This window comes from Companilactobacillus zhachilii (genome assembly GCF_003606365.2).
Lineage (GTDB): Bacteria > Bacillota > Bacilli > Lactobacillales > Lactobacillaceae > Companilactobacillus > Companilactobacillus zhachilii.
The window spans coordinates 1000894-1026224 of the sequence record NZ_CP031933.2; the positions used below are offsets into that span (position 1 = coordinate 1000894).

General features: G+C 35.4%; 20 protein-coding genes, 1 tRNA gene and 1 pseudogene. 19 read left to right on the forward strand and 3 right to left on the reverse strand.

What is annotated here, in order from left to right; translation table 11 throughout:
• Nucleotides 1–432: 432 nt before the first annotated feature.
• Nucleotides 433–870, forward strand: a complete 438-nt coding sequence (locus D1B17_RS04415; protein WP_120142858.1) for a MerR family transcriptional regulator — start codon at nt 433–435, stop codon at nt 868–870.
• A gap of 300 nt (nt 871–1170) precedes the next feature.
• On the opposite strand, the gene D1B17_RS04420 is transcribed toward D1B17_RS04415, so the two are convergent.
• Nucleotides 1171–1452, reverse strand: coding sequence for a hypothetical protein (locus D1B17_RS04420; RefSeq protein ID WP_120142857.1), 282 nt, complete (start codon nt 1450–1452; stop codon nt 1171–1173).
• A gap of 255 nt (nt 1453–1707) precedes the next feature.
• Here D1B17_RS04420 and D1B17_RS04425 point away from each other — a divergent pair, with 255 nt between their 5' ends.
• The 9 genes and pseudogenes from D1B17_RS04425 to D1B17_RS04455 all read left to right on the forward strand — a co-directional run bounded on the left by D1B17_RS04425 (nt 1708) and on the right by D1B17_RS04455 (nt 11549).
• Entirely contained in the window at nt 1708–2829 is a 1122-nt protein-coding gene (locus D1B17_RS04425) for a hypothetical protein (RefSeq protein WP_120142856.1), read from the forward strand.
• Nucleotides 2830–2898: 69 nt separating this feature from the next.
• Nucleotides 2899–4335, forward strand: coding sequence for a glycan biosynthesis hexose transferase WsfD (gene wsfD, locus D1B17_RS04430; RefSeq protein ID WP_240704456.1), 1437 nt, complete (start codon nt 2899–2901; stop codon nt 4333–4335).
• Between the two features lie 67 nt (nt 4336–4402).
• On the forward strand, nt 4403–5869 hold the full coding sequence (locus D1B17_RS04435) for a hypothetical protein (RefSeq protein WP_137432103.1): 1467 nt from the start codon (nt 4403–4405) through the stop codon (nt 5867–5869).
• A gap of 11 nt (nt 5870–5880) precedes the next feature.
• Nucleotides 5881–7133, forward strand: a pseudogene (locus D1B17_RS04440) (glycosyltransferase family 2 protein).
• 82 nt (nt 7134–7215) lie between these two features.
• Nucleotides 7216–8739 (forward strand): cellulose biosynthesis cyclic di-GMP-binding regulatory protein BcsB, encoded by a 1524-nt coding sequence (locus D1B17_RS04445; RefSeq protein ID WP_338026093.1) that lies wholly within the window; start codon nt 7216–7218, stop codon nt 8737–8739.
• Nucleotides 8736–9203, forward strand: a complete 468-nt coding sequence (locus D1B17_RS12950; protein WP_338026094.1) for a hypothetical protein — start codon at nt 8736–8738, stop codon at nt 9201–9203. Before D1B17_RS04445 ends, D1B17_RS12950 begins: the two co-directional genes overlap by 4 nt.
• Nucleotides 9193–10047, forward strand: coding sequence for a diguanylate cyclase domain-containing protein (locus D1B17_RS04450; protein WP_120142853.1), 855 nt, complete (start codon nt 9193–9195; stop codon nt 10045–10047). The genes D1B17_RS12950 and D1B17_RS04450 overlap by 11 nt, the downstream gene beginning before the upstream one ends.
• Nucleotides 10048–10531: 484 nt before the next feature.
• Nucleotides 10532–10654 (forward strand): hypothetical protein, encoded by a 123-nt coding sequence (locus D1B17_RS12845; protein ID WP_268872417.1) that lies wholly within the window; start codon nt 10532–10534, stop codon nt 10652–10654.
• Between the two features lie 334 nt (nt 10655–10988).
• The gene (locus D1B17_RS04455) at nt 10989–11549 is read left to right on the forward strand and encodes a TetR/AcrR family transcriptional regulator (RefSeq protein WP_120142852.1); all 561 of its coding nucleotides are present in this window, start codon (nt 10989–10991) and stop codon (nt 11547–11549) included.
• Between the two features lie 85 nt (nt 11550–11634).
• On the opposite strand, the gene D1B17_RS04460 is transcribed toward D1B17_RS04455, so the two are convergent.
• Nucleotides 11635–11705 (reverse strand) — tRNA-Gly (locus D1B17_RS04460).
• Nucleotides 11706–11870: 165 nt separating this feature from the next.
• Here D1B17_RS04460 and D1B17_RS04465 point away from each other — a divergent pair.
• From D1B17_RS04465 to D1B17_RS04500, 8 genes are all read left to right on the forward strand, one after another.
• Entirely contained in the window at nt 11871–12353 is a 483-nt protein-coding gene (locus tag D1B17_RS04465) for a hypothetical protein (RefSeq protein ID WP_120142851.1), read from the forward strand.
• 470 nt (nt 12354–12823) lie between these two features.
• Nucleotides 12824–14056, forward strand: a complete 1233-nt coding sequence (gene arcA / locus D1B17_RS04470) for an arginine deiminase (protein ID WP_120142850.1) — start codon at nt 12824–12826, stop codon at nt 14054–14056.
• A gap of 54 nt (nt 14057–14110) precedes the next feature.
• Nucleotides 14111–15154, forward strand: coding sequence for an ornithine carbamoyltransferase (argF, locus tag D1B17_RS04475; RefSeq protein ID WP_120142849.1), 1044 nt, complete (start codon nt 14111–14113; stop codon nt 15152–15154).
• 77 nt (nt 15155–15231) lie between these two features.
• Complete coding sequence (gene arcD, locus D1B17_RS04480; RefSeq protein ID WP_120142848.1) at nt 15232–16644, forward strand: arginine-ornithine antiporter; 1413 nt, start codon at nt 15232–15234, stop codon at nt 16642–16644.
• Nucleotides 16645–16656: 12 nt separating this feature from the next.
• Nucleotides 16657–17763, forward strand: coding sequence for an aminotransferase (locus D1B17_RS04485; protein ID WP_120142847.1), 1107 nt, complete (start codon nt 16657–16659; stop codon nt 17761–17763).
• A 32-nt stretch (nt 17764–17795) separates the two neighbouring features.
• Complete coding sequence (gene arcC / locus D1B17_RS04490; RefSeq protein WP_120142846.1) at nt 17796–18737, forward strand: carbamate kinase; 942 nt, start codon at nt 17796–17798, stop codon at nt 18735–18737.
• Between the two features lie 260 nt (nt 18738–18997).
• Entirely contained in the window at nt 18998–20692 is a 1695-nt protein-coding gene (argS, locus tag D1B17_RS04495; RefSeq protein ID WP_120142845.1) for an arginine--tRNA ligase, read from the forward strand.
• Nucleotides 20693–20704: 12 nt separating this feature from the next.
• Nucleotides 20705–21625 carry a prenyltransferase gene (locus tag D1B17_RS04500; RefSeq protein WP_120142844.1) on the forward strand — a complete coding sequence of 307 codons (921 nt, stop codon included), beginning with the start codon at nt 20705–20707 and terminating at the stop codon, nt 21623–21625.
• A 91-nt stretch (nt 21626–21716) separates the two neighbouring features.
• Here the strand turns inward: D1B17_RS04500 and D1B17_RS04505 are convergent, their stop codons facing one another.
• Nucleotides 21717–22619, reverse strand: coding sequence for an RluA family pseudouridine synthase (locus D1B17_RS04505; RefSeq protein ID WP_120142843.1), 903 nt, complete (start codon nt 22617–22619; stop codon nt 21717–21719).
• Between the two features lie 636 nt (nt 22620–23255).
• Here D1B17_RS04505 and D1B17_RS04510 point away from each other — a divergent pair.
• Nucleotides 23256–25328: a PBP1A family penicillin-binding protein gene (locus tag D1B17_RS04510; protein ID WP_120142842.1), complete on the forward strand. Its 2073-nt coding sequence runs from the start codon at nt 23256–23258 to the stop codon at nt 25326–25328.
• Nucleotides 25329–25331: the final 3 nt, after the last annotated feature.

Sequence of the window (25331 nt, forward strand, 5' to 3'; positions counted from 1 at the left end):
GAAATGTTTAAATTGTAAGACTCGTGGTGCTAGTTGATTTTTTGACTATAGAATTGAAATAATTTTGCGAATAATTTTTAAAGTCAAAAGATTAAGAATATATTCTATATCCTATAATTCTAGTCATTGATGGCAAAATAATACTTAAAGTTATTTACTATTAATTCAAAAAAACAATGAACTAGCCGGAAAGAGCAAGAAATTAGGTCGCTGTGAAGGTGGCGTTAGCACTTTAGTGCTTACACCACGGGACGAGCTTTGAAACTCGCGGTTTTTGCGAGGTTCAAAGTCGAGAGACGAGACTTTGGCTCGGCTCGGTCCCCACAGCGACCTAATTTTCTTGTTCTTGGAGGCGGCACATTTAACTAGCACCACGAGTATTGTAAGGTATAATACTACTAATAATATTTTAAGAGAAAGAAGAGGGCCGACATGGCATATTCAATTGGGCAAGTAGCAGAAAAGACCGGTCTTTCTAGTTACACACTGCGCTATTATGATAAAGAAGGTTTGATGCCTTTCGTTCACCGCGGGAATGGGGGACGTCGTGAATTTACTGATGATGACATGGATTTTGTTGACTTGATTTCTTGTTTGAAACAAACGGGGATGTCTCTGAAAGAAATTAGAGAATTTGTCAATATGTCTATGGAAGGAAATGACACTTTAGAAAAAAGACTAGAGATGTTTAAGCGACAACGTGATGAAGTCATGAAACAAATCGAGCAGTCACAGCGATATTTAAAGAAACTAGACTATAAAGTAAAGTATTTTGAAGCAGCTTGCGCTAATGGTTCTGAAGATGGTTTAGAAGAATTTTGTGATACTTTGGAAGCTACTTCAAAAGTCAATCGTTCAATCAATAACTAAATTTTTGTATGTGTGCTTTTCTCTGGAAATTGTGTTTTTTTAATGTTAATATTTGGCGTAATCAAAATTCTGATTACTGCTTTCCCCCCAGAGAGCATAAAGGACCCAGTCAATTGACTGGGTCCTTTTTTTTGAGAGTGGGACAAAAAACATGTTCAGCTTTCGAGCATTAAGGCAAATGACCCCAGTAATCCGATTTTGGATTGCTGGGGTCATTTTTTTTAAGCGGAAAAAGCTATGTTTTGTTCCACGTTTATGCTGAATGTTTAAAGACAATAATATTTTTGTCCCAAACTGTTTTTAATCTCTAGTTATACTTAAAATAGCGGTCGTCTTCAAAGAATTCTTGTTGTCTTTACCAATAGTTATCCAATCAGCAGCACTGATCAAACCTTCCAACTTGTTTTCTTCGTCCTCTTCAGTGATTTTTCCATCTTCGAAACCACCCTTGAAAATACAGTCAAGATAATAATGATCAGCATTACTTGCCATCATTGATGATTGATATTTCCATGCGATGATATATGTTTCTTCAGTGATATGAATACTGCGGCCGTTCACCAAATTAATATTTAAAGCCATGCCTACCGCCTCCTTACGTTAATTATAGCAAAGAGAATAGTAAAAATAATTTTTTTTGTAGTTTTAAGCGTACCTCTTAGAATTCTAAAATGAATTACTAAAAAAATTTGATATATCTCTGAACTATATTTGGAGCATAGAATTTTATTTATAATAATATGCTGATTACATTTAATTTTTGAAAGTAAATCAATTAGGTTGAAGAGTATAATATAATTTATAAATGAGCGAACATTTATTGGGGTGAATAAGCAGATGAAAAAGAAGTTATGGATACTTGTATTTTTAATTCTTTCGATTGTTGCTGGTTGTCATAAAGAAACGAAAGTAGTATTACCGAAAAATAAAGATAGTGATTTTGCTGTAACGAGTAATTATGGCGATTACAATAATCAAGAAAAATTATTATTCAAATTTGTTGATAACAAAATGATTACCAATGAGGGAATTTATACTAACTATTTAAATATAAAAAAATCAGACCAAAATAATGCAGTCGGTCACGAGATGTTATCGGAATCATCTGGTTTTTGGTTGGAATATCTAATTTATCAACATAAATATAAAAAATTTCGTGAGTTTTATAAGAAAACAAAAAAAACCTTTAACCAAGGAACTCAATTCAGTTATCGGTATGATCCTAATAGTAATAAGAAAGCTAATGTTAATGCTACACTGGATGATTTTAGAATTATTCGGGCATTGCAAATGTACTATGAAGCTACAGGAAATAATAAATATCGTTATGAAGCCGCAAAACGCTTCGCGATGTTGAAAAATAATGTAATAAAAAAGGGACGTATTACTGATTTTTATGATGTTAAAGAAAAGAAGAGTAGTACGGATAGTTCATTAGCTTACTATGATTTATCAACTTTAAAGTATTTTGAAGCGGATACAAAAAAGGAGAAAAAGTACTATCAGAATCAACTCAAGATGGTTCAACGTGGTTATCTGGGAGATGCTTTTCCACTGTATGCATCTAGTTATTCCTGGGAATTTGGAGCGTACAGTAGAGATGATTTGAATACTTCTGAAGCATTAGAGACAATCTTGCACTTATCAGAGGTTGGTAAGGTTAAAAGAGTTACATTAAATTGGTTGGCGCGCCAAGTGAAATCACATGAACTATATAATAGTTATTCAGTTAATGGAGCGGTTGTAAATAAGAATCAATCATCTGGTAGTTATGCATTGGCAGCTATGATCTTTGCAAATAGCCATGATGAGAAGATGTATCGCTACACAATGAATTTGATGTGGAATTCTCAAGTAACCGATGAAAATTCACCGATTTATGGAGCTCTAGGTGTTGAAAAACAAAAGCAAGCCTATTCATTTAATAATTTATTGGGATTGGTTGCTTCAAAATATTAAGGAAATAAATTTTTGAGTAAATATATGAGGATAAGTTTTAATAAATTTAAAAAATATATTTCCCCAGCAATGATGGCTATGATTTTGGCGGCCGTGATTAGCGGTTTTTTGTTATTTATTCCACCGATACAAGGCTTAGCCGATAACGGTGATTTTTATCGTGCAATGAATAGCAATGGCGTTTATCGATTGCCCACACACTATAGTCAATCATTGGATTATGTAATTACAAAATTCGGGATATATCAATATTATAATGAGAATTCAGCGGCTGTTTTTACCTCGCAGGCGATGATAGTTAAGCTTGCTGTCTTTTTGAACAAGATTTTTTATAGTAAGACTATTTTTGATATTCGTTTTTTAGCAATTATTTATTATGTGTTCTTCCTGGGTGCAATTTACTTATTGACTAAGTCCTTGGTCTTCCCATATCGTCGAATCAGAAGTTATGTTGTTGCACTTTTAGTAGTTTTTATTTTTGCTGACTCGTCATTTACATTATATTTTAATTCCTTTTTTGCTGAACCAGGTATGTATATCGTAATGCTTTATTCTTTTGCTTCTATTCTGGCAATCTCACGTGACTGTTACCAGAAACGATGGCCTATGATTTTATTGTTCTTTACAAGTACCATAATGTTGTTGACTATTAAACAACAAAATGCTCCATTAGCTTTAACTTTTGCAGTTGTTGCAATTGGACTGATGTTCTTGCCTAATTTTAAAGCACGTCGCTTTGCTATTTTGGGCGGGATTGTAGCGCTATTATTTGCAGGCGTATTTACATATAGCAAAATCAATTCTGAATTCAACGATGTAAATCAGTATCAGTCTTTTACACATGGAGTTTTAATGGAGACTGGCGATCCCAGTAAGAAGCTGTCTAAGGCTGGAATTAGTCCACAGTACTCATTGATGAGAATGCAGGAATATTACCCTAGAACGTATGACACGGTCCAACCAAGTAGCAAGTATGTTGAAAAGCACTTGATTCAAAAGACAGGTATGGGATGGCTAATCAAGTATTATATACATAATCCCAAACAATTTGTCCGTTTATTAGATGTTTCTACAAAAGATATCATGGTTACGCAAGTAAAAGCAGTTGGAAATTTTACTAGAAATTCAGGACATAAACCTAGGGAGCATACTAAATATTTTGTGCTTTATAGTACTTATGCAGGGACCTTTTTTCCAAATAAATATGGATTCATTGGTTTATATGTATTGGGATATACGATTGTTTATGCAATTAGTTGTTTTTTGGATTTTCGTGCTGGCCGATATCAGGGAGTTGTTAGATTTCTACTAGTATTTGGAATGATGACAATTATTATTTTTATTCCGATTATTTCTGTTTTGGCTGCTGGTGAAGCGGATTTAGCTAAACATCAATTCATTGTTCCAATTACTTTAGATTTAACATTTATTCTTTTTGTAAGCGATATTTTGCATCATCGTTTGTGGAATACAGTGATTAAGGATGGTGATAGTGATGAGAAGTAAGTTTTTAAGCTTTATTTTGGTATTTATGGCACTAGTGTCGGCTTTTATCACTATACCTATAGCTAATGTGCAGGCTACAACACAGGAAAAGATTTTATTAGTATATGATTCTGAAAATAATGTTAATCAGTCAGATAAACAAATTGATTCGTTACAACGGTTGTTGGCGAGCCTGAATTTATCGGTTAAAACAGTTTCCCAAGACGACTATACTTCTGGACTTGTTAAAAAGTATTCAGGCGTTATAACGATGATAAATTGGCCTCAAGTGGGAATGAACAATAAAAATTTTATCCATGATCGTGATAAGTTTACAGGGATAAAATTACATGTAGGTGACAATTTGACTGCTAATGAAGTTGCCCAACTAGGTGGAAACAATAAAAGAATCTATCGGCAACAATTTATTTTAAAAATTAATCGAGATGAGCAGTTGTTACCTTTTAGCGAGACGATAACCGTTTTGAAAAATCTTTCAAATTCAAGTAAAACTGTTGGTGTACTGTCGACGCAAGAAGAAAATCAAAAGAAATATCCTTATGGAGTTATTAATGGAAGGAATGGCTATTTACCATATTTTCAATCTAGTGGTTTAAGCTCATTGGCAGCTTGTCAATTGATTTCCCAACTATTTGGTCGCACAGAAAGATATCAACCAATGTTGACTATAACTAATGTAACTCCGTACAGTAATTTGAAAATCTTGGATGACTTGAGTTTATATTGTTATCAAAAGGAGATTCCATTTGCAATTAGTGCGAGCTCAGTGAGTGATAATACTCAAATGAAATCCTTCACCAATTACACAACCGTTTTAAATAGGATTGAGAATCGAGGGGGAGTGATTTTTGCTCAGATGCCAATTGTTGGAGCCCCGCCAATCAATAGTGGACCAGAGTTGAATCAAATTTTTTCGAGTTACATGGTTAGTCTTGCTCGTGAAAATGTGTATCCAATTGGAATAAGTTCCTTTGGCTATTGGAATCAAGATCAAGTGTTGCGTGACAACGCGCTAAAAAATACTAATAGTTTGATTTTGTTGCCAAATGAAAAAGTTGTTTATGTTAAACAAGATAATAATGCGTTAAGTACGAAAATGAGTTTTTATGGTATGCCAGTTTCATCTTTGAAAAAGGTTAAAAAAAGTTATGACATGTCATTTTCAATGCCGACAGCGCTAACTGTTAAACTTCCAGATTCTATGGTTGGATTGCACGACTTAAAACAAGAAGTTGGTCATTTACAGATCAACTGGTTTGACCCGATTAATCTAGACACGACGATTAAAACAGGGACTTCCATTATGAATTATCGTCATGGTGATTATTATATGAATGGTCAGAGAGAAAATATTCAAAATACAAAAAATACTAATGATATCCCTATCTATGCAACAAAGAAAGAAGCGTTATTTAGTAATTTCTTTCATGTACAGGGTAATATTTTGACTATTTTCTTTGTCATTGTTTTGTTAATTTTAATTATATTTACATTATTAGGACGGAAGATTTATAAAAATATGTTTAAAAGATAGAAGGTGTAATTATTTCAATTTTAGATTTTTTTCTACTTATAGCGATTATCTCAATTTGGGGTACATTAGTAATTAATTTAATCTTAACGATTGCCGGATATACTTGGTATTTGAGGCAATCATCCAAGCTGACACCTCAACTGCCAGATAAAGTGCCATTTGTTTCTATTTTAGTTCCAGCACACAATGAGGGAATTGTTATCGTCAAGACTGTTTTATCTTTGCTTAGTTTTGATTATCCACAAGATAAGTACGAAGTTATTGTTATTAATGATAATTCTAGCGATAATTCGTCACAGCTTTTAGGTAATTTACAGAATGAATTTGGGGAAAAACGATTGAAGGTAATAAATACTGATAAAACTAATGGTGGTAAGGGAAAATCCAATGCTTTAAATATTGGATTGAAATCCGCGCAAGGAAGTATAATTTCAATTTACGATGCGGATAATACACCTGAAGCACCAGCTTTGAGAATTTTGGTGGCTGAATTATTAGCTGATGATGGCCTTGCCGCTGTAATTGGAAAATTTAGAACGCGTAACAAGAATGCTTCTTTGCTAACAAGGTTTATTAATATTGAGACTTTATCTTTTCAGTGGATGGCGCAAGCTGGCCGTCAGCAATTATTCCATTTATGCACGATTCCGGGAACAAATTATGTTATTCGTCGGAGTGTAATTGAAAAAGTTGGTGGATGGGATGTTAAAGCACTGGCTGAGGATACTGAAATCAGTTTTCGAGTTTATCAAATGGGATATAGGATTAAATTTCAACCACGGGCTGTTACTTGGGAACAAGAACCACAGACCCTTGATGTTTGGTTTCACCAGCGAAAACGGTGGGTTGAAGGTAATATTTATGTAATTGTAAAAAATGCTAAGTTACTCTTCCAGAAGAAAGGGCGTCCTATTAGATTTGATTTAATGTATTTCTTATCAGTGTATTTTTATTGATGACATCATTGATCTTATCTGATACGGTTTTTGTATTATCTGTTGCTGGTGTGGTTCATTCTGATCTACAGGGATTTAGCAATTCATTATGGCTTTTTGCAGTTACAATGTTCGTAGTAAGTACTTTCTTAACAATTACAACGGAAAAAGGTGAATTGACTTTCGCTAACTTTTTATTAATCATTTTTATGTACTTAGTTTATAGTCAAATGTGGCTCGCAGTAGCTGCTTACGGAATGGTGGGGTATATTCGTGAACAAGTCTTTCATAAACAGGCAAAATGGTATAAAACCAAGCGATATCAATAAATTTATTTGGATTGGACTGTTGTTTTTCTTAAGCTGTTTAAGTTTTTTTGTTCAATCAAGCGATGTTCTCGCAGCTGAAAATTTGACATATACACAAAACTTTCAAAATGAAACGACAACTTTATCTGGAAAGTCTGTACAGTCCAACATGTATTTTACCAAGATGGATTATTGGGATATTAAAAAGGCCACATTCAATTTGAATTTTCAGATCTCACAATTGTCTTCCAGACAAGTTTCTGATATAACCGTGTCAATCAATGGTGTTAAATTTGATTCCTTCAGGCCAAAAGACGAAACTGGGGCACAATCTCAACAAATTGAAATACCTTTAAATTTATTGAGTGGAACTAATAAGTTACAAATTAATGGTCAAATTTTAAATCAAACTAGTGATAAGGATTATCAATTGCAACAGACTCCAGCCAATTGGTTGACAATTAATCAGGGATCAAATGTTAATTTTGAATATTCACTAAAACCAGCTGAGAATACTCTGCATTCCTTTTATCATCACTTTTCAGGACAAGATACGGTTTCGTTTCAACATTCTAAAATTGTCACAAGCAATAATCCTAGCGCTGATGAACTAACTGCTAGTATGATTGCTTTATCGGGAGAGTCACGGGTTATTTCGACTGATAATGATCAAGTTCATGTTGTAAGGATGAATAATAGTCACCCTAAAAAGGACGACTACTTAATGGTGGTAGCCAAGTATAATAAATTACCAGATAATTTGAAAAAGCAGATTAATTCTAATAAAATTAATAACCAAGCTATTATCAAAACCTATTATACTAATAATCGTTATTATCTAATTGTTACAGCTCAAACTGGTTCTCTGTTGAAGAAAGCAGCTCGTTTTGTGGCGAACGAGGAATTAATGAATGAGACTGATAAAGCAAGTGAGATGGTGGATGCGAATACAGACACATTTACGTCTTCGCTACATGACAATGGTCATTATCAACTTAGCAGTTCGGAAGATAATGTTCAGGGCGCGGGTCACCAAGAAACTAGTTACTTTATAACGTTACCGAATGATCATACCAATATTGATGATTCGTTACTCAAGTTAAAATTTCGTTATAGTAAAAATTTGAACTTTAATCGTGCTTTGGCCACAGTTTATATCAATAAAACGATCGTTGGCAGTAAAAAGTTGAGTGCTGCCAAAGCTGATGGCGATACAATGACGGTTAATGTTCCACGAGGGATTGCACTAGGCAATAGTTTTCAAGTTAGAGTGGCGTTTGATTTGGAAATGCTAGACCAAAATACATCTGATAATTCCAATACGCCTTGGGCACAGATTGAACCGAAGTCGAGTATTTACGTAAAATCTGAACGTGGGAATGATTTGCTATTTAGCAACTATCCAACGCTATTTATCAATAATCAAACCTATGATAATTTGGCAGTGGTTATTCCTAAGACATTAAGTAATTATGATTTTAAAACATTAACAAATATTTTTAATCTAATTGGTAACTTTTCAAAGAGTAATACTGGTAAAATCCAGTTTTATACCGCAAAACCAAATAAAAATGTTTTGCGAAATAGCAATGTTATAGTAGTTGGTACGCCCAAAACAATGATATGATTAAAACTTTGAATTCAAAACTTTATTTTAGATATTCAAATGGATTCAATCGAATTGTTTCGAACGAGAAGCTAAGTATTGAAAGAGATTATGGAAAGACGATTGGGACAGATCAATTACTGCGCTCGCCTTATAATGAAAAGAAAGGTTTATTGGTTGTTACTGGCCCCAGTCCAAAAGCAACTTATTTGGCGTCAACACAGATTAATTTTCAAAAGAACATTCAGCAATATAACGGGGATGCTATTATAGTTGATCCAAATAATGCACATTACAATTATCGTTTTAAGAAAAATAAAGCAATTGATAAATCGTTAAATACGAAGAATTTTATCAGCCGTAATTCACAGTTATTAATTTATTTGGGCTTTTCTATCGTTGTTTTAATACTAATAGGTGTTGGTATTTTTCTAACACTTAGAAAACAGAGTATAAATAATGGAGGGAATAAGAATGGAAAATAAGGATGAAAAAAATTCCCTCTTTGCAGATGTTGGAACTCTGACTTTTTTAGCACTTTTTGGAGCAACAGCAATTTTAATGACGTTAAGTGGAAATATTTTTTTGAATACAATTTATTTATTTTGCACAATTGGATTGTTGATGATGACTTATTTCTTTGGAATTTTACCTAGTTTAATTTCGAATATAACGTTTATTGCCATTCAGGCAGTGGTCATGATTTATCAATATATGAATAAGGTGAGCGCTATTCCTTGGCAGTTGAGCTTTTGGATGGTTATACCAATTTTGTTGTCTTTGTCACTTTATACTATGACCAAAAATCAAGTGGCTCTACAAAGGTCTAACGGCGAATTGCGGACAGCTTTAATTGAGCGAGGTGCATTTGATGAACAGACCAATCTTCGAACGACGGTGGCCTATATAGAAGATATAGCGGTGTTTGCAGAAACTAATCGACGGTTTGAAATACCGGTGACAACAGCAATTATCAAAATCCGTTATTTCGATGATTTGAAAAGAATGATGGGTTCAAATCAGTTACAACATTTATTGAAGTTGACAACAGATTCAATTAAGGAAAAAACTAGGACAAATGATATTACATATTTGTTGAATAATGAAGATCCCACATGGGCGATACTTCTTTATACAAATAATAAAGGTGCTGGTATCGCTACACAGAGAATTAAAGAAGGCTTTGAGAAAAATGTTAAAGCTGATATTTCATTAAATACTATGGCTATTTCCATGGTTATTGGTATTGCTTCATGGGATGGTGACACAATGAAAACCCCATATGATTTGATGAATGCTGGGATACGTGAAACACAGTATGATGTTTAAAAAAAGAAAACTATTTTTGTCTTAAACATGCAACAAAACATAACTTTTTCCGCTGAAAACAAATGACGCCAGCAATCCGTTTTTGGATTACTGGCGTCATTTGCCTTAATGATTGAAAGCAGAACATGTTTCGTTCCACTATCTTAATGATTTATTATAAGTAAAAAAATCGCAAAAAAGATAACATCCAGAATGGCCGACCATTCGTACCACTTATCTGGCTTATTAAACTCTACTGTGTTATGCCCCCGTTTACGAGGGTACCACGACGGATATTCTTTTTTGGACATGTTCTTCATTTTGCATCTTCTCCTTATTATCTGTACCTCATTATATCTAGATTTGGAAAATTATGCTACCCAAAAAACAGATTATCATGGATTTATTAAAAAGAAAGGGCTTGCATTTTAATAAATAAAGAATATAATTTCATTTATTATCCGTTGAGCAGATATAAAGAAATAAATAATTGGGAGGTAAACAAATGAAATATCGTGTTGAGTTAAATACAGAATCTCAATTGTTTACTGTTGAAGATAAAAACACTCACGTTTTTGCAGATGGTAAAACAATTGAAGAAGCAGTCGGTAAATTGAAGACTGCCTAGAAAAAAGACTGATATGTAAAAGAGTTGAACAGAACATGGTCAGTTCTTGAATATTCAGGCAAATGGCTCCAGTAATCCAGTTTTGGATTGCTGGAGTTTTTTTAAAAGTAGAAAGATATGTTTTGTTCTACGTACTAAAGGCGATGACAGTTCAGCCTTCAAAAATTTTTTAACTCTTAGTAAATAATAAAAAATCTATATTTTTTATATTTATTTAAATCATTTTTAATTCAAAAAGCGTATTGTATTGACTTTGATACTATAAGAAAATTGAATGAATATTTAATTAGCACAACGTGTTACATGCTTGATTTTATTTTCGGGGGATAAGTTTATGTACAGTATAGATGAAAAGATTCAGGCGTCATTGTTGAACTTGATGAAAGAAAAGCCATTGGATAAGATTACGATTATCTCAATTGCTGACAATAGTAATGTTGATCGGACGATAGTTTACCAAAAATATCGTGATAAATTCGCCATATTGCAGGTGATTGAAGATAATATTTTGAATGGGTTAGATAATACGACTGAGGATACTTATCAATTAGAGTCACAAAAGTTTGTAAGTGAAACACAAATTCTGAGGATTTTAGAAGCTGTGAATGAAAACCGAGAGACGATTAGTATTTTACTGAGTGAAAATGGGGATCCTAGATTTTATGAATACTTTGTCAAATTCTTGGTGGATAAAGGATTAAAAATTATTGATAACGACCCACAGTTTAATGGCTTGGATGCTAGACAAAAAGAGCTGTTAGTACAATATTTGTCTTCAGCACTATTAGGACTTGTAAAGTATTGGTTGCTGCATCCCGAGATGAGTGCAGAGGAGTTAAATAACTTCTTTGAAAATCTCTTTCGTAATGGAATAAACAGTTTTACAGAGCAATAAAGTAAATATTAAAAAATAGCCAGCAATCCGAACTTGGACTGCTGGCTATTCTGCGTTAACGTTTTGATTTTGATTAAACTTCTAAAGCGAACTACGAGAATCGAACTCGCGACACTAGCTTGGGAAGCTGGTATTTTACCATTAAACTAAGTTCGCATTTCACAACTCTCTTATTATACAATAATTTATTTCAAAAAGATAAGAAATATTTAAAAAAGTCCGCATAATTTACAATATAAATTGATTTTTGTTTTTCATTACCATAAAATCAAGAGTGATGATAGATTTCTATCAATAAATTGCATCAAGGAGAAGATTATAATGAAAAAAACATTGGTTACTTTTATGGCCGCTGTTTCATTAATGGGTGGTTTTGCTACCGTTGCTACTGGTTGTTCAAATGCAAGCAGTACAAAACAAGTAGAACAACATTCTGCTAAGAAGATTACTAAAGCAGAAATCAAGAATCATGATTATGTTGGTGTAAGTGAAGACAATAAGGATGAATATCTTACATTCTTCACAGGTAAGGATCACAAGACTGTACAATTTGTCCGTGTCAGCAAAGATGGTTCCGAAAAGGCTATCTCAGATTTCAAGAAATCTAAGTTAGTTATGGATAAAAAGAACCCTAAGAAGTTCAAGATTGATGGCTTTAGAGTAATGAAGGAACCTGATTTTAACAATTGGGTCTTTGTTAAAGTTGGCAAGACAACTATCAAAACTCCTGATGGCAAAAAATGGAAATTATTCAACGGTACACATAAACAAGCTGTTAAGGCTGTTCAAAAGAACGGTAAATAATGTAAAGAGAAGTGATGACTCACTTCTCTTTTTTTATTATCAACTTTCCAATAAGAATAGACTTATAAAACGAATATCTTATTCTTTTGCTAGAAAAACGATTCAAATCCCATGCAACTCACAGATTATTAAAACAAATCAACTGATTGACCATTCTTTTTTTATATAGAATGGTCTTTTTTTTGAATCATTTTGGACTTTTTATTGAACAAAATTTTATAAATTTGATTGTTTCAGAAAGCGTTTGCGATATCTTGTCTAGGTGATGAAATTTTTTTAAAATTTATTTTTGATTAAAAAAAATTTAATTAGTCGTACCCCTTGCCAGTTATGGCGCCAATCGTGGTCATTTATAAAATTAAAAATCATATAATGTTACATGTGTCAACTCTGAAACCGCTTGCAAATAGTAGACGTGTCGGATATAGTAGATGTCGGTAACGGAATTCAAAATTAAGGAGTGATTTTTTATGACAAAACCAATCCATGTTACTTCAGAAATTGGAAAATTGGATGTAGTAATGTTGAAACGTCCCGGACAGGAAGTTGAAAACATTACACCCGACACAATGCCCCGACTATTGTTCGATGACATTCCATATTTGCCAATTGCCCAAAAGGAACATGACAATTTTGCACAAATCTTGAGAGATAACGGAACAGAAGTTCTTTATCTTGATGATTTAGCTGCTGAAGCTATTGACGCCGGAAACATCAAAGATGCTTTCGTTGAAAAGATGCTTCGCGAATCAGATTATGCTACAGGTGCAGATCATGACGCATTGAAGGAATTCTTGATGAGTCTTGATACTCCAGCTCTAGTAAATCAATTGATGATCGGTGTTCGTAAGAATGACATTGACTTTAACCCGACAGATCTTGTCAGTGCCGCTGAAGACTCAGATTATCCATTCTTTATGGATCCAATGCCAAATCTCTACTTCACTAGAGATCCGGCAGCATCAATCGGTGATGGTTTAAGTATCAACCATATGACTTTCGCTGCAAGACAACGTGAATCAATGTTTATGGAAGCAATCATTAAATATCATCCACGTTTTGCAAACAAAGGTTTACATGTATGGCGTGACAGAAACCACACACACCGTATTGAAGGTGGGGACGAATTAGTTCTTAGTGATCACGTATTAGCAATTGGTGTTTCTCAAAGAACATCAGCAACTGCTATTCAAGACATTGCTAGAAACTTATTTGCAGACAGCAACTACGATACAGTTATTGCTATCAGAATTCCTCATAATCACGCTATGATGCATTTGGATACTGTATTTACAATGATTAACTACGATCAATTTACAGTTCATCCAGGTATCCTTGGCGAAGGTGGCAAGATCGATACATGGACAATTCATCCAGGTAAAGATGGCGACCTAACAATGGAACACAACCAAGATCTAAAGGGTGTTCTTAAGAAAGAACTTGGCTTAGATGACCTTGACTTGATTCCAACTGGTAATGGTGATCCAATCGTTGCTCCTAGAGAACAATGGAACGATGGTTCAAATACATTAGCAATTGCCCCAGGTGTTGTTGTTACTTACGATCGTAACTATGTATCTAACGAAATTCTAAGAAAGCACGGCTTGAAAGTTTTGGAGACAGTCTCAAGTGAATTGTCACGTGGTCGTGGGGGCCCTCGTTGCATGAGTATGCCATTAGTTCGTGAGGACTTGAAGAAATAGTTAACTAACTGAAAACTATTTTAAAAAACTAATTCTAATTCTCGATTTGGAGGAATGATTTTGGATTATAAAGGTAAAGAAACTTCAGTATTTCAAGGAAGAAGTTTACTAGCAGAAAAGGATTTCACACCTGCTGAACTAGAATATTTAATTGATTTCGGACTACATTTAAAGGCTCTTAAGAAGAAGGGCATTCCTCATCATTATCTAGAAGGCAAGAACATTGCATTGTTATTCGAAAAGAATTCAACACGTACACGTTCAGCTTTCACAACTGCATCAATTGATTTAGGTGCACATCCAGAATTCCTAGGATCAAATGACATTCAACTTGGTAGCAAGGAAAGTGTTGAAGATACGGGTCGTGTGCTAGGTAGCATGTTCGATGGTATCGAATTCCGTGGATTCTCACAAAAGACTGTTGAAGATCTTGCTAAGTACTCAGGCGTTCCTGTATGGAATGGTTTGACAGATGAATGGCACCCAACACAAATGCTAGCCGATTTCATGACAATGAAAGAAACATTTGGCGAAATCAAGGGTAAAACTTTGACATTTGTTGGTGATGGTCGTAACAATATGGCTAATAGTTTCTTGGTTACAGGTTCAATGTTGGGTGTAAACATCCATATCGTTGCTCCTAAGGAACTATTCCCTGACCAAAGTGTTATTGATACTGCACAAGCTTACGCTGACAAGTCAGGTAGCAAGTTTATGATTACTGATAACATTGACGAAGGTGTTAAAGGTACTAATGTTATCTATACTGATGTATGGGTATCAATGGGTGAAGAAAGCCAATGGGCTGAAAGAATTAATTTACTCAAACCATATCAAGTAAACATGGACATGATCAAGAAGACAGGTCAACCAGATGACCAAATCATCTTTATGCACTGTCTACCAGCATTCCATGATACAAATACAAAATATGGACAAGACATTAAGGCTAAATATGGCCTAAATGAAATGGAAGTAACAGATGAAGTCTTCAGAAGCAAATATGCACGTCAATTTGAAGAAGCTGAAAACAGAATGCACTCCATTAAAGCCATTATGGCAGCAACTCTAGGTAACTTGTTCATCCCTAAGGTTTAATCAGTTATTGAAGAAGGGCTAATCGTAATGGTTGGCCCTTTTTTCATTCTTATATTTTTAAAAAAGGAATGATTCATATGGAAGAAAAGAAGGGTCTATCACTAGGAGCTCTAACAGCGGCCGTTGTTACGAGTTCTATTGGCTCAGGTGTATTTACCTTAACTAGCTCGTTAGCAGGAGGCGCAGCTCCTGGTCCAGTTCTATTAGCATGGTTAGTTGTTGGATTCGGTATCATGATGTTAGCTTTAGCGCTAAATAATCTCTTACTGAAACAACCAGAATCAGAAGGAATCCAAGCTTATGCCCAGGCTGGCTTTGGAAATTTTGCTGGCTTTGTCAGCGGATGGGGATATTGGCTGAGTGCATGGCTTGGAAACGTGGCCTTTGCGACTGTTTTAATGAGTTCGTTGGGTTATTTCTTCCCAGTCTTTAAAGGTGGACAAAACGTTCCGTCAGTAATCCTTGCAAGTATTGTTTCTTGGATTTTGACTTACATCGTTAACCGCGGTGTTGAGTCGGCTGCTGCAATGAATACAATCATTACAATCTGTAAGTTGATTCCACTATTTGCATTTATCGTTGTCGGAATCTTTGTTTTCAAAGGTGGTATTTTCACAGCTCACTTCTGGTCAAATGTGGCCTCAGGTGTAGCCGGAAATGCAAGTGTCACCGGTCAATTTAGATCTTGTTTGATGATCATGATGTGGGTTTTCGTTGGTGTTGAAGGTGCAAGTATGCTTTCATCTCGTGCTCAAGATAAGAACGATGCCGGAAAAGCTACTATCATTGGTATTATCAGTTTATTAGTAATTTATGTTTTAGCATCAGTTTTGCCATATGGTTACTTGTCACAAAACGAATTAGCTAAGATCAACCAACCAGCAATGCTCTATATTTTCCAAGATATGGTCGGAAAATGGGGCGGTGCCTTTATCGGTATCGGCTTGATTATTGCTATCCTTGGTTCTTGGTTGTCATGGACAATGCTACCAGCAGATACGACAATGTTGATGGCTGAAGAAAAACTCTTACCAGCTTCATTTGGTAAAAAGAATAAAAACGGTGCACCTACATTTTCATTGGTGTTAACCGCTGCCTTGATTCAAGCATTTCTATTAGTTCTCTTGTTCTCTGAAGAGGCTTATAACTTTGCACTATCACTATGTACAGCCGCTATCGTTGTGTGCTATATCTTCGTTGGTTTATATCAAATCAAATTCTCACTCCAAAATAAAGATATGAAACAACTCTGGATTGGTATCTTCGCTGCCGGCTTCCAAATTATTGCGATTATTTTAGCCGGACTACATTTCTTAATGTTAGTTTGTATCGGTTACTTACCAGGAATTTACTTCTACTATAAGGCCAAGAAAGATTACAACCTTGATGGTGGTAAATTGACAAAGTCAGAAATTCTCTGGTCAATCTTAATCGTGGCATTTGCAATTATCAGTATTGTGATGGTCGCAACTGGATCAATTAAAATCTAGGAAGTGTTTGAAATGAAAATAGCCGGATTTGGCGTTGAAGAGTGGTTGAACGTCCACGAACGCGAAGCTAAATACGATTTAGCACAAAGTACGATTACTTCATTTTCAATGAATGAAATTAAGGATTTGACGCAGGCTGATATCTACGGTCAGCTTGATGATCAAAAAATGAATTATGGGTGGATCGAAGGTTCACCAACGTTTAAAAAAGAAATTAGTAAAATGTATCAGAATGTTGACCCCGATAACATTCTGCAAACAAATGGTGCAACTGGCGCCAATCTCTTAGCTATTTATTCACTAATTGAACCTGGTGATCATGTCATCAGTGTTTATCCAAGTTATCAACAACTCTATGATATCCCGAGATCATTAGGGGCAGATGTTAGCTTTTGGAAATTGCGTGAAGATAAGAATTGGTATCCAGATATTGATGAATTGAAGAAATTGATTCGTCCAAATACTAAGATGATCTGTATCAATAATGCCAATAACCCAACTGGAACGGTTTTGGATAGGAAGTTTTTAGAGCAAGTCGTTGAAGTTGCGCGTTCTGTTGGTGCCTACATTTTGGTTGATGAAGTCTACTTACCATTTGATGAGTCAGTTGATTTTGCACCAATCGTTGATTTATACGAAAAAGGTATTTCGACAAATTCTTTGTCTAAAACTTATTCCATGCCTGGAATTCGTGTAGGTTGGACAGCAACTAATGCTGAACTAGCTGATATTTTTAGAAAATATCGTGACTACACGATGATCTGTTCCGGAGTTTTCAGTGACCAAATGGCTTGTTTGGTTTTGGAAAATAAGGATAAAGTTTTAGCACGTAATAAGAAGATTGTGCTAGATAATCTAGCTTATTTCAAAGCTTGGGTTGAAAAAACTCCAAAAATTAGTTGTGTCTTTCCAAATGGTGTGTCGACGTCATTTGTGAAGTTAGATACAAAAAAATCCAGCTTAGAATTTTGCCGTGATCTATTGAAAGATACAGGGGTCCTACTAGTCCCTGGTGAAGCCTTCGATGTTCCTGGCTATGCAAGATTAGGTTATTGTGCACCTCATGAAACACTTACCAAAGGTTTAGAAGTTTTAGGAGAGTATTTACAAGACAATTAAAGCAAATTCGCTTATTCTGAGGAGAAATGATTATGACAAAAGAACGTATCGTGGTTGCCTTAGGTGGTAACGCTATTTTAAGTACAGACGCTAGTGCAAAAGCACAACAAGAAGCTGTTAAGAAGACATCTGAGTCACTTGTTGAGTTCGTTAAAAGCGATAAAGACTTGATTATTACTCATGGTAATGGTCCTCAAGTTGGTAACTTATTATTACAACAAGCTGCTGCTGACAGTGAAAAGAACCCAGCTTTGCCACTTGATACGTGTGGTGCTATGACTGAGGGTAGTATCGGTTACTGGTTCCAAAATGCTATGAAGGAAGTTATGCTTAAAAACGGTATTAACAAACAAGTCGTAACTTTGATCACACAAACAATTGTTGATAAGGATGATCCTGCTTTTGGAGATCCTACAAAGCCAATTGGCCCATTCTATACAGAGGATGAAGTTCCAGGCTTAAAATCAGCTCATCCAGATTGGACAATTGTTGAAGATGCCGGTCGTGGTTATAGACGTGTTGTTCCATCACCAAAACCAGTTGAAATTAATGAATATCCAGCTATTGAAGCTATTTCAAAAGCTGGCGTTATTCCTATCGTTGCTGGTGGTGGCGGTATTCCAGTAGTTAAAGATGGTGATCGTTTAATCGGTAAGGAAGCTGTTATCGATAAGGACTTCGGTGCCTCAAAGATTGCTCAATTGGTTGACGCTGATAAGTTGATTATTTTGACTTCTGTTGGGGGAGTATTCTACAACTTCGGCAAACCAAATCAAGAAGAAATTTTTGATGTAACAGCTGATGAAATTCAAAAGCATATTGATAATGATGAGTTTGCTAAAGGTAGCATGATGCCTAAAGTTCAAGCTGCGGTTGCCTTTGTAAAAGCAACGGGCAAACCTGCTGTTATCGGTGCTTTGGATGATGTTAAAGAAATTATTGCCGGTAATAAAGGAACAGTTATTCACAAATAATTATTGTTATTGATAGTTTTATGTGCTATCATACTTGTGCAAAAGAAGGAATAATTGATTGTGAGATTTAAAGCGAGGCTAAGTTTTGGTGAGAGTTAGCTAATTCGATGATCAAGTCGTACCCTTCTTCATAAAAATAAATAATTCAATTAATGAGTGGATATTAATCAATTAGAGTGGTACCGCGGGAAATCTCGTCTCTTTCAGTAAACAGTTATGTTTATTGGAAGAGGCGTTTTTTTTATCTAAAGGAGGAAAATATGGATTTTAAACAACAAGTAGTAGATGCACTAGTTAAGGTTTTACCAGAGGATATTACAGAGGAGCAAGTTACAAAGCTAATCGAAAAGCCTAAGACTTCAGATCTTGGTGATTATGCTTTTCCAACATTTATCTTGGCAAAGTCATTGCATAAAGCACCAAATATGATTGCTGAAGACTTGGTTGGCAAAATCGATACAACTGGTTTTGAAAAGGTTGTAAATACTGGTGCCTACATCAACTTCTTCCTAGATAAAGCAGCGTTTTCAAACAATGTTTTGCACGAAGTTCTAACACAAAAAGATGCATATGGTAATGCTGATGAAGGTAAGGGCCGTAACGTTCCTATCGATATGTCATCACCTAACATCGCTAAGCCAATGTCAATGGGTCACTTACGTTCAACTGTTATTGGTAACTCAATTGCTAAAATCATTTCAAAATTAAACTATCAACCAGTTAAAATTAACCACTTGGGTGATTGGGGAACTCAATTCGGTAAGTTGATTGTTGGATACAAGATGTGGGGTTCAGTTGAAGAAGTTGAAGCTGACCCAATCAACAATCTTTTGAAGTATTACGTTCGTTTCCATAAAGAAGCAGAAGATAAGCCAGAACTTGATGACGAAGCTCGTGCTTGGTTCAAGAAGATGGAAGATGGTGATGAAGAGGCCTTAGCACTTTGGTCATGGTTCAAGGAACTTTCATTGAAAGAATTCCAAACAATTTACGATCGTCTAGATGTTCAATTCGATCACTTCACTGGTGAATCATTCTACAACGATAAGATGGATGCGATTGTTAAGACTCTTGAAGACAAACATCTTCTTAAAGAAAGTCGTGGTGCTGAAATCGTCGACTTGTCAGAATACGACCTTTCACCAGCCTTGATCAAGAAGACTGATGGTGCCACACTTTACATCACACGTGACTTGGCAGCTGCTAAATATCGTAAAGATACTTTCGACTTTGTTAAATCACTTTATGTTGTTGGTAGTGAACAAGCAGAACACTTTACAAAACTTAAGATTGTTTTGAAGAAGATGGGTTATGACTGGTCAGACGATATCGACTACATCCCATTTGGTTTGATTACAACGGGTGGTAAGAAGCTTTCAACACGTAAAGGTAACGTTATCTTGCTTGATGATGTTTTAAACGATGCTGTTGCGCTTGCTAAGAAACAAATCGAAGAAAAGAATCCAGACTTGAAGAATAAAGATGCCGTTGCTGAAGCAGTTGGTGTCGGTGCGGTTGTCTTCCATGATTTGAAGAATGATCGTCGTGATAGTTTCGACTTTAATCTTGAAGAAGTTGTTCGTTTTGAAGGTGAAACTGGTCCTTACGTTCAATATACAAATGCTCGTGCCTTGAGTATCTTGAGAAAAGCTGGCGATGTTGATTATATCGATGTTAAAGACATGGCCGTTACAACTCCAGAAGCTTGGGACACAATCAAGTTACTTCAAGACTTTGGCAACGTTGTTGATCGTGCTGCTAGAGAATACGAACCATCAGTTGTTGCTAAGTATGTTTTGAAGCTTGCTAAGAGTTTCAACCAATACTACGCACACAGCAAGATTTTGGCTGATGACGAAGGTTTGAAGGCTAGACTTGCTTTAGTTAAGTCAGTTTCAATCGTTCTTCAAATGTCATTAGGACTCTTAGGTGTTAAGGCTCCAGAAGAAATGTAGGGTGAATCGGTTTTGGATAGAAAACTTTTTAGCGAACTATCAGAAATAAAAACAACCACACTAGATTTAGCGTGGCTGTTACTGGCAATTGGTTTTACTTATCTGAATTATGAAACTTTTAATTTCTTGTATGGACTCTTAGGTTTTGTAGCAGTTTTCTTCATTCATTTATTTATTAATTTTCATAATAATTATATGGATTATAAAAATGCCACGAGTCAAGAATATCGAGAGAAAATCAGCACAATTGGTATTAATCGCGAATCACTGGCAATAGTCAAAAAATGGATGTACGGTTTGGCCATTTTTCCATTATTAATTGGAGCCTTTCTTGTTTATAAGACAGGTTGGGTCACCTTAGCAATCGGGGTTGCGGGTGTCTTGATTGGTTTGTCATATTCATCAGGTCCAAAGCCACTGAACTCAACAATGTTTGGGGAAGCAGTGGTGGCTATTGCCATTAGCCAGTTGATTCCAATAGCCTACTCCTATCTAGGGCTAGCGGGAACAGCTAAGTTTGATTCTAGTACGGCCATTTCGGTGATCCTAGTCAGTTTACCGAATACCTTCGCATTTTTCTGTGCGGAGTTGAGTAATGGTACGTGCGATTTGGAAGCAGACATTAAAAATGGTCGTCACACATTGGTGAGTAAAGTAGGGAAAGCCAATGCTTTGAGTTTGTTTAAAGCTAGTTGGTCCTTAGCCTTCCTGCTAGTTCCAATTTTAGCGATTTTGAAAGTAGTACCTTACATTACACTCCTAATCGTGTTGCTTTATCCAAACATTTGGGACGATTTACGTCCTTATCTGAAGGAACAAGTTAAAACAAAGACCTATCCTTTAGTAATCAAAGCTGTAAGTAAATTCTCCGTAACGTATATTTTATTAGTTGCTGTCGGGGCAATTATTAAACTAGTTATGTCAGCAATTTAATTGCAGCACCTCAGAAAGAGTAAAATGATAAAAAAATCACTCCTAAAGCTTCTTTCTGAACAAAAAAAGAGAGCTCACCTAATTGTCGGGATTAGGTGAGCTTTTTGGTTGCCTTTAAATCAGCACATATTAGATTATACATATTTTTTGATATTTTTGCTTGAATAATTTTAGTTTTATCGCTAAAAGGTTGTTTAAATGCCAATTTATGAGCAAATAAGCTTAAATTTCCAGTTTTAGTATGTGAATTATATAGTGGGTCATTAACGATTGGCCAGTGGTTATGTGCCAGATGAACCCGTAATTGGTGAGTACGTCCAGTTAACAAGTTTAATTGTAGTAAAGCAAAGTCAGAATTTTTTTTCAAGACTTCATATTTAGTTATCGCATTTAAACCATCGGAAGTAACCATACGTTTGCGAACATCAGTTGGATCCTGACCGATAGGTAAATCAATAGTTCCTTTGTTATCAATGGGAGCATCCAAGTTCACAAGCGCTAAATACTCTCGATGCAAAGTTTTGTTACTCAATTGACGATTAAAAATAGGCACAAGGTAAGGCGACTTACTAATTAAAACTAAACCAGATGTTTCCATATCAATGCGATGAACCATGTAGGGATGACCATCTTTTAAATAAGCTTCAACATCATTCATCAAAGAATCATCCTCGTCAGCTTTATTAGGGTGCGTTTTTTTACCAGCTACCTTGTTGACAACGATAATATCATTATCTTCATAAACTACATCGACAGGATCATGTCCAGGTAAATAATGTTGTTCAGTTCGAGGTGGAAAATTGAAGTTTAGAGTCACAACGTCATTGTCTTGAACGATAGTGTTGAAAGAGTTGTATTTACCATTGATTAAGACATCTTGTTGAATACGAAAAAAATGTTGCCATTTTTTGGGAATTAACCACTTTTTTAAAAGTTCACGAATTGATAATTCTTCGTTGTTTTCACGATGATAAGTTATTACTTTCTGGTACATGTATTTTTGTCTCCTTGAAGTTGTTTAAAATATTTATATTGTAGATATGCCGTCCCCAGATTCGGACAGTGGTCACTGGCAGTGCGGAACGGTCCGAGCCATGGTCTCGGACCTCGGTTTAAGCCTTGCAAATTCGGCAAGTCTTAAACGCGTCCGGTGCTGTAAGAACGACAAAAGCGGTCGTCCTAACACCACTTTCACTGCCAGTGACCACTGTCCGAATCTTCCGACTAGTTCATTATTAACTCAAGAGTGACTTGATATCTCAAATATTTTTCATGGATTTTATTATCGTCTTAATAGGATGCTGGAATAACCATGCTAATAAAATATTTATCCATATCAAAATAGATTTTTATCATACTAATTCAAAGACAAACCCTAGCCGGAAGAAACAAAAATTTAGGTCGCTGTGCAGGTGGCCTTAGCACTTTAGTGCTTACACCACGGGACGAATTTTGAAACTCGCGGTTCTTGCGAGGTTCAAAATCGAGACTTGAGACCTTGGCTCAAGTCGGTCCCCACAGCGACCTAAATTTTTTGTTCCTGGAGGCGGCCCCCATAAAAATTAAGACTAATTTTTTAAATACTCCGATAATGTGATAAAATTTGTTCTTATACAGAGGTATTTAAATAATGAATAATAACAATGGTTTTTGGGATTGGCTTAAGCCCAAATTACTAGTTGCTTGGTCTTTTATAAAAAAATATTGGAAGAGATTCCAGCTAACACGTTGGATAATCCTATTAATTTTGACAGTTATTTTAGTTTTAAGTAGTTTTTGGACTTATAAAGCTAAAACTAGCAACGTAGACGATCTGCAATCATCATTGCAAACGAAAACGACTATTTTAGATAAAGACGGCGATGACGCTGGTCAATTATATGCTAATAAAGGTACGTACGTTAGTTATGATAAAATTTCCAAGAATATTCAAAATGCGGTTATTTCAACTGAGGACCGAACTTTTTGGACTAATCCTGGATTCAGTATCAAAGGTTATGCTAGAGCGGCATTAGGTTACTTGATTCATCACGGGATTTCCGGTGGTGGTAGTACACTAACGCAACAATTGGCTAAAAACTCGCTGTTAACTCAAAAGCAGACCCTTTCTAGAAAAGGTGAGGAACTTTTCTTATCGATTGAAATCAATCGTGTCTATTCTAAAAAAGAAATTATTACGATGTATTTGAATAATGCTTATTTTGGTAATGGTGTCTGGGGTGTTCAAGATGCTTCTGAAAAGTATTTTGGAAAAAATGCATCTGAACTTAATCCAGCTGAGGGTGCTGTTTTGGCTGGTATTTTAAAAGCTCCGAATGCTTATAATCCCATAGATAGTATGAGCAATTCAACATCCAGACGTAATTTAGTCTTGGACCTAATGGTTCAAAACAAGAAGTTAACTACATCTGAAGCTTCCTATTACAAGAATACCGCAATTAACTTGAATGACAATTACGAGGTAAGTAGTTCTTACAAATATCCATATTTCTTTGATGCGGTTATTGACGAAGCTGTTAATAAGTATGGTCTCAAAGAAGACGATATTTTGAATAAAGGTTATAAGATTTATACGACGTTAGACCAAAAGATTCAATCTTCAATGCAAACGTCATTTGATAATATTTATTTGTTCCCAGGGAACGCTTCTGATGGAACCAAGGTTCAAGGTGCTTCAGTTGCGGTTGACCCTAATAATGGTGGAATATTAGCTGTCGTTGGTGGACGTGGTGAGCATACTTTCCGTGGCTTTAATCGAGCTACCCAAATGAAACGTCAACCGGGATCAACTATCAAACCATTGGCCGTCTATACACCAGCCATTGAAAATGGTTATAGCTATGACTCAGAGTTACCTGATCAACCAACTACTTTTGGTAAAAATAAATATGCCCCAACGAATGCTGATGGAATTTATCAAGATTCAATTCCAATGTACAAGGCTTTATATCAAAGTGAAAATATCCCAGCAGTTGCCTTATTGGATAAAATTGGTGTCAAAAAGGGTGTTAGTTCAGTTGAGAACTTTGGAATCAAGGTTCACAAAAATGACCAAAATTTGGCCTTAGCCTTAGGTGGATTGGAAACAGGAGTTTCACCTCTACAAATGGCTCGTGCTTATACGGCTTTTGCTAATGAAGGTAAGTTGGCTGATACGCATTTTATTACCAAGATTGTCGACTCAACTGGGACAGTCATTGTTAATAATACAAGTAGTTCAACTAAGCAAATTATTAGTAAGAATACGGCCAAAGAAATGACCAGTATGATGCTTGGTGTTTACAACGAAGGAACCGGTAAGTTAGCAAAACCCGCTGGCTATCAAATTGCTGGTAAGACTGGTAGTACTGAAGTTCCTCAATCTTATGGTTACGCTGGTACCAAAGATCAATGGATGATAGGTTATACGCCAGATGTGGTCGTTGCCAGTTGGATGGGCTTTGATAATACTGATATTAATCATTTCTTGACTGGTTCCAATGAAAATGGAATGTCGACTTTATTTAAGAATGAAATGACCAATATTTTACCTGACACTAAAGAAACCGATTTTGGTGTTAAGGATGCCTCAAGTTTAGCCCAAGGAAATACTTCGGATAGTGGCAAAAATGACATTGCTAAATCTATCCAAGATGGGGTAAACAACGTTAAAAATAAAGCTACAGAATGGTATAATGATATTAAGAACTTTTTTGGTCAATAGGAG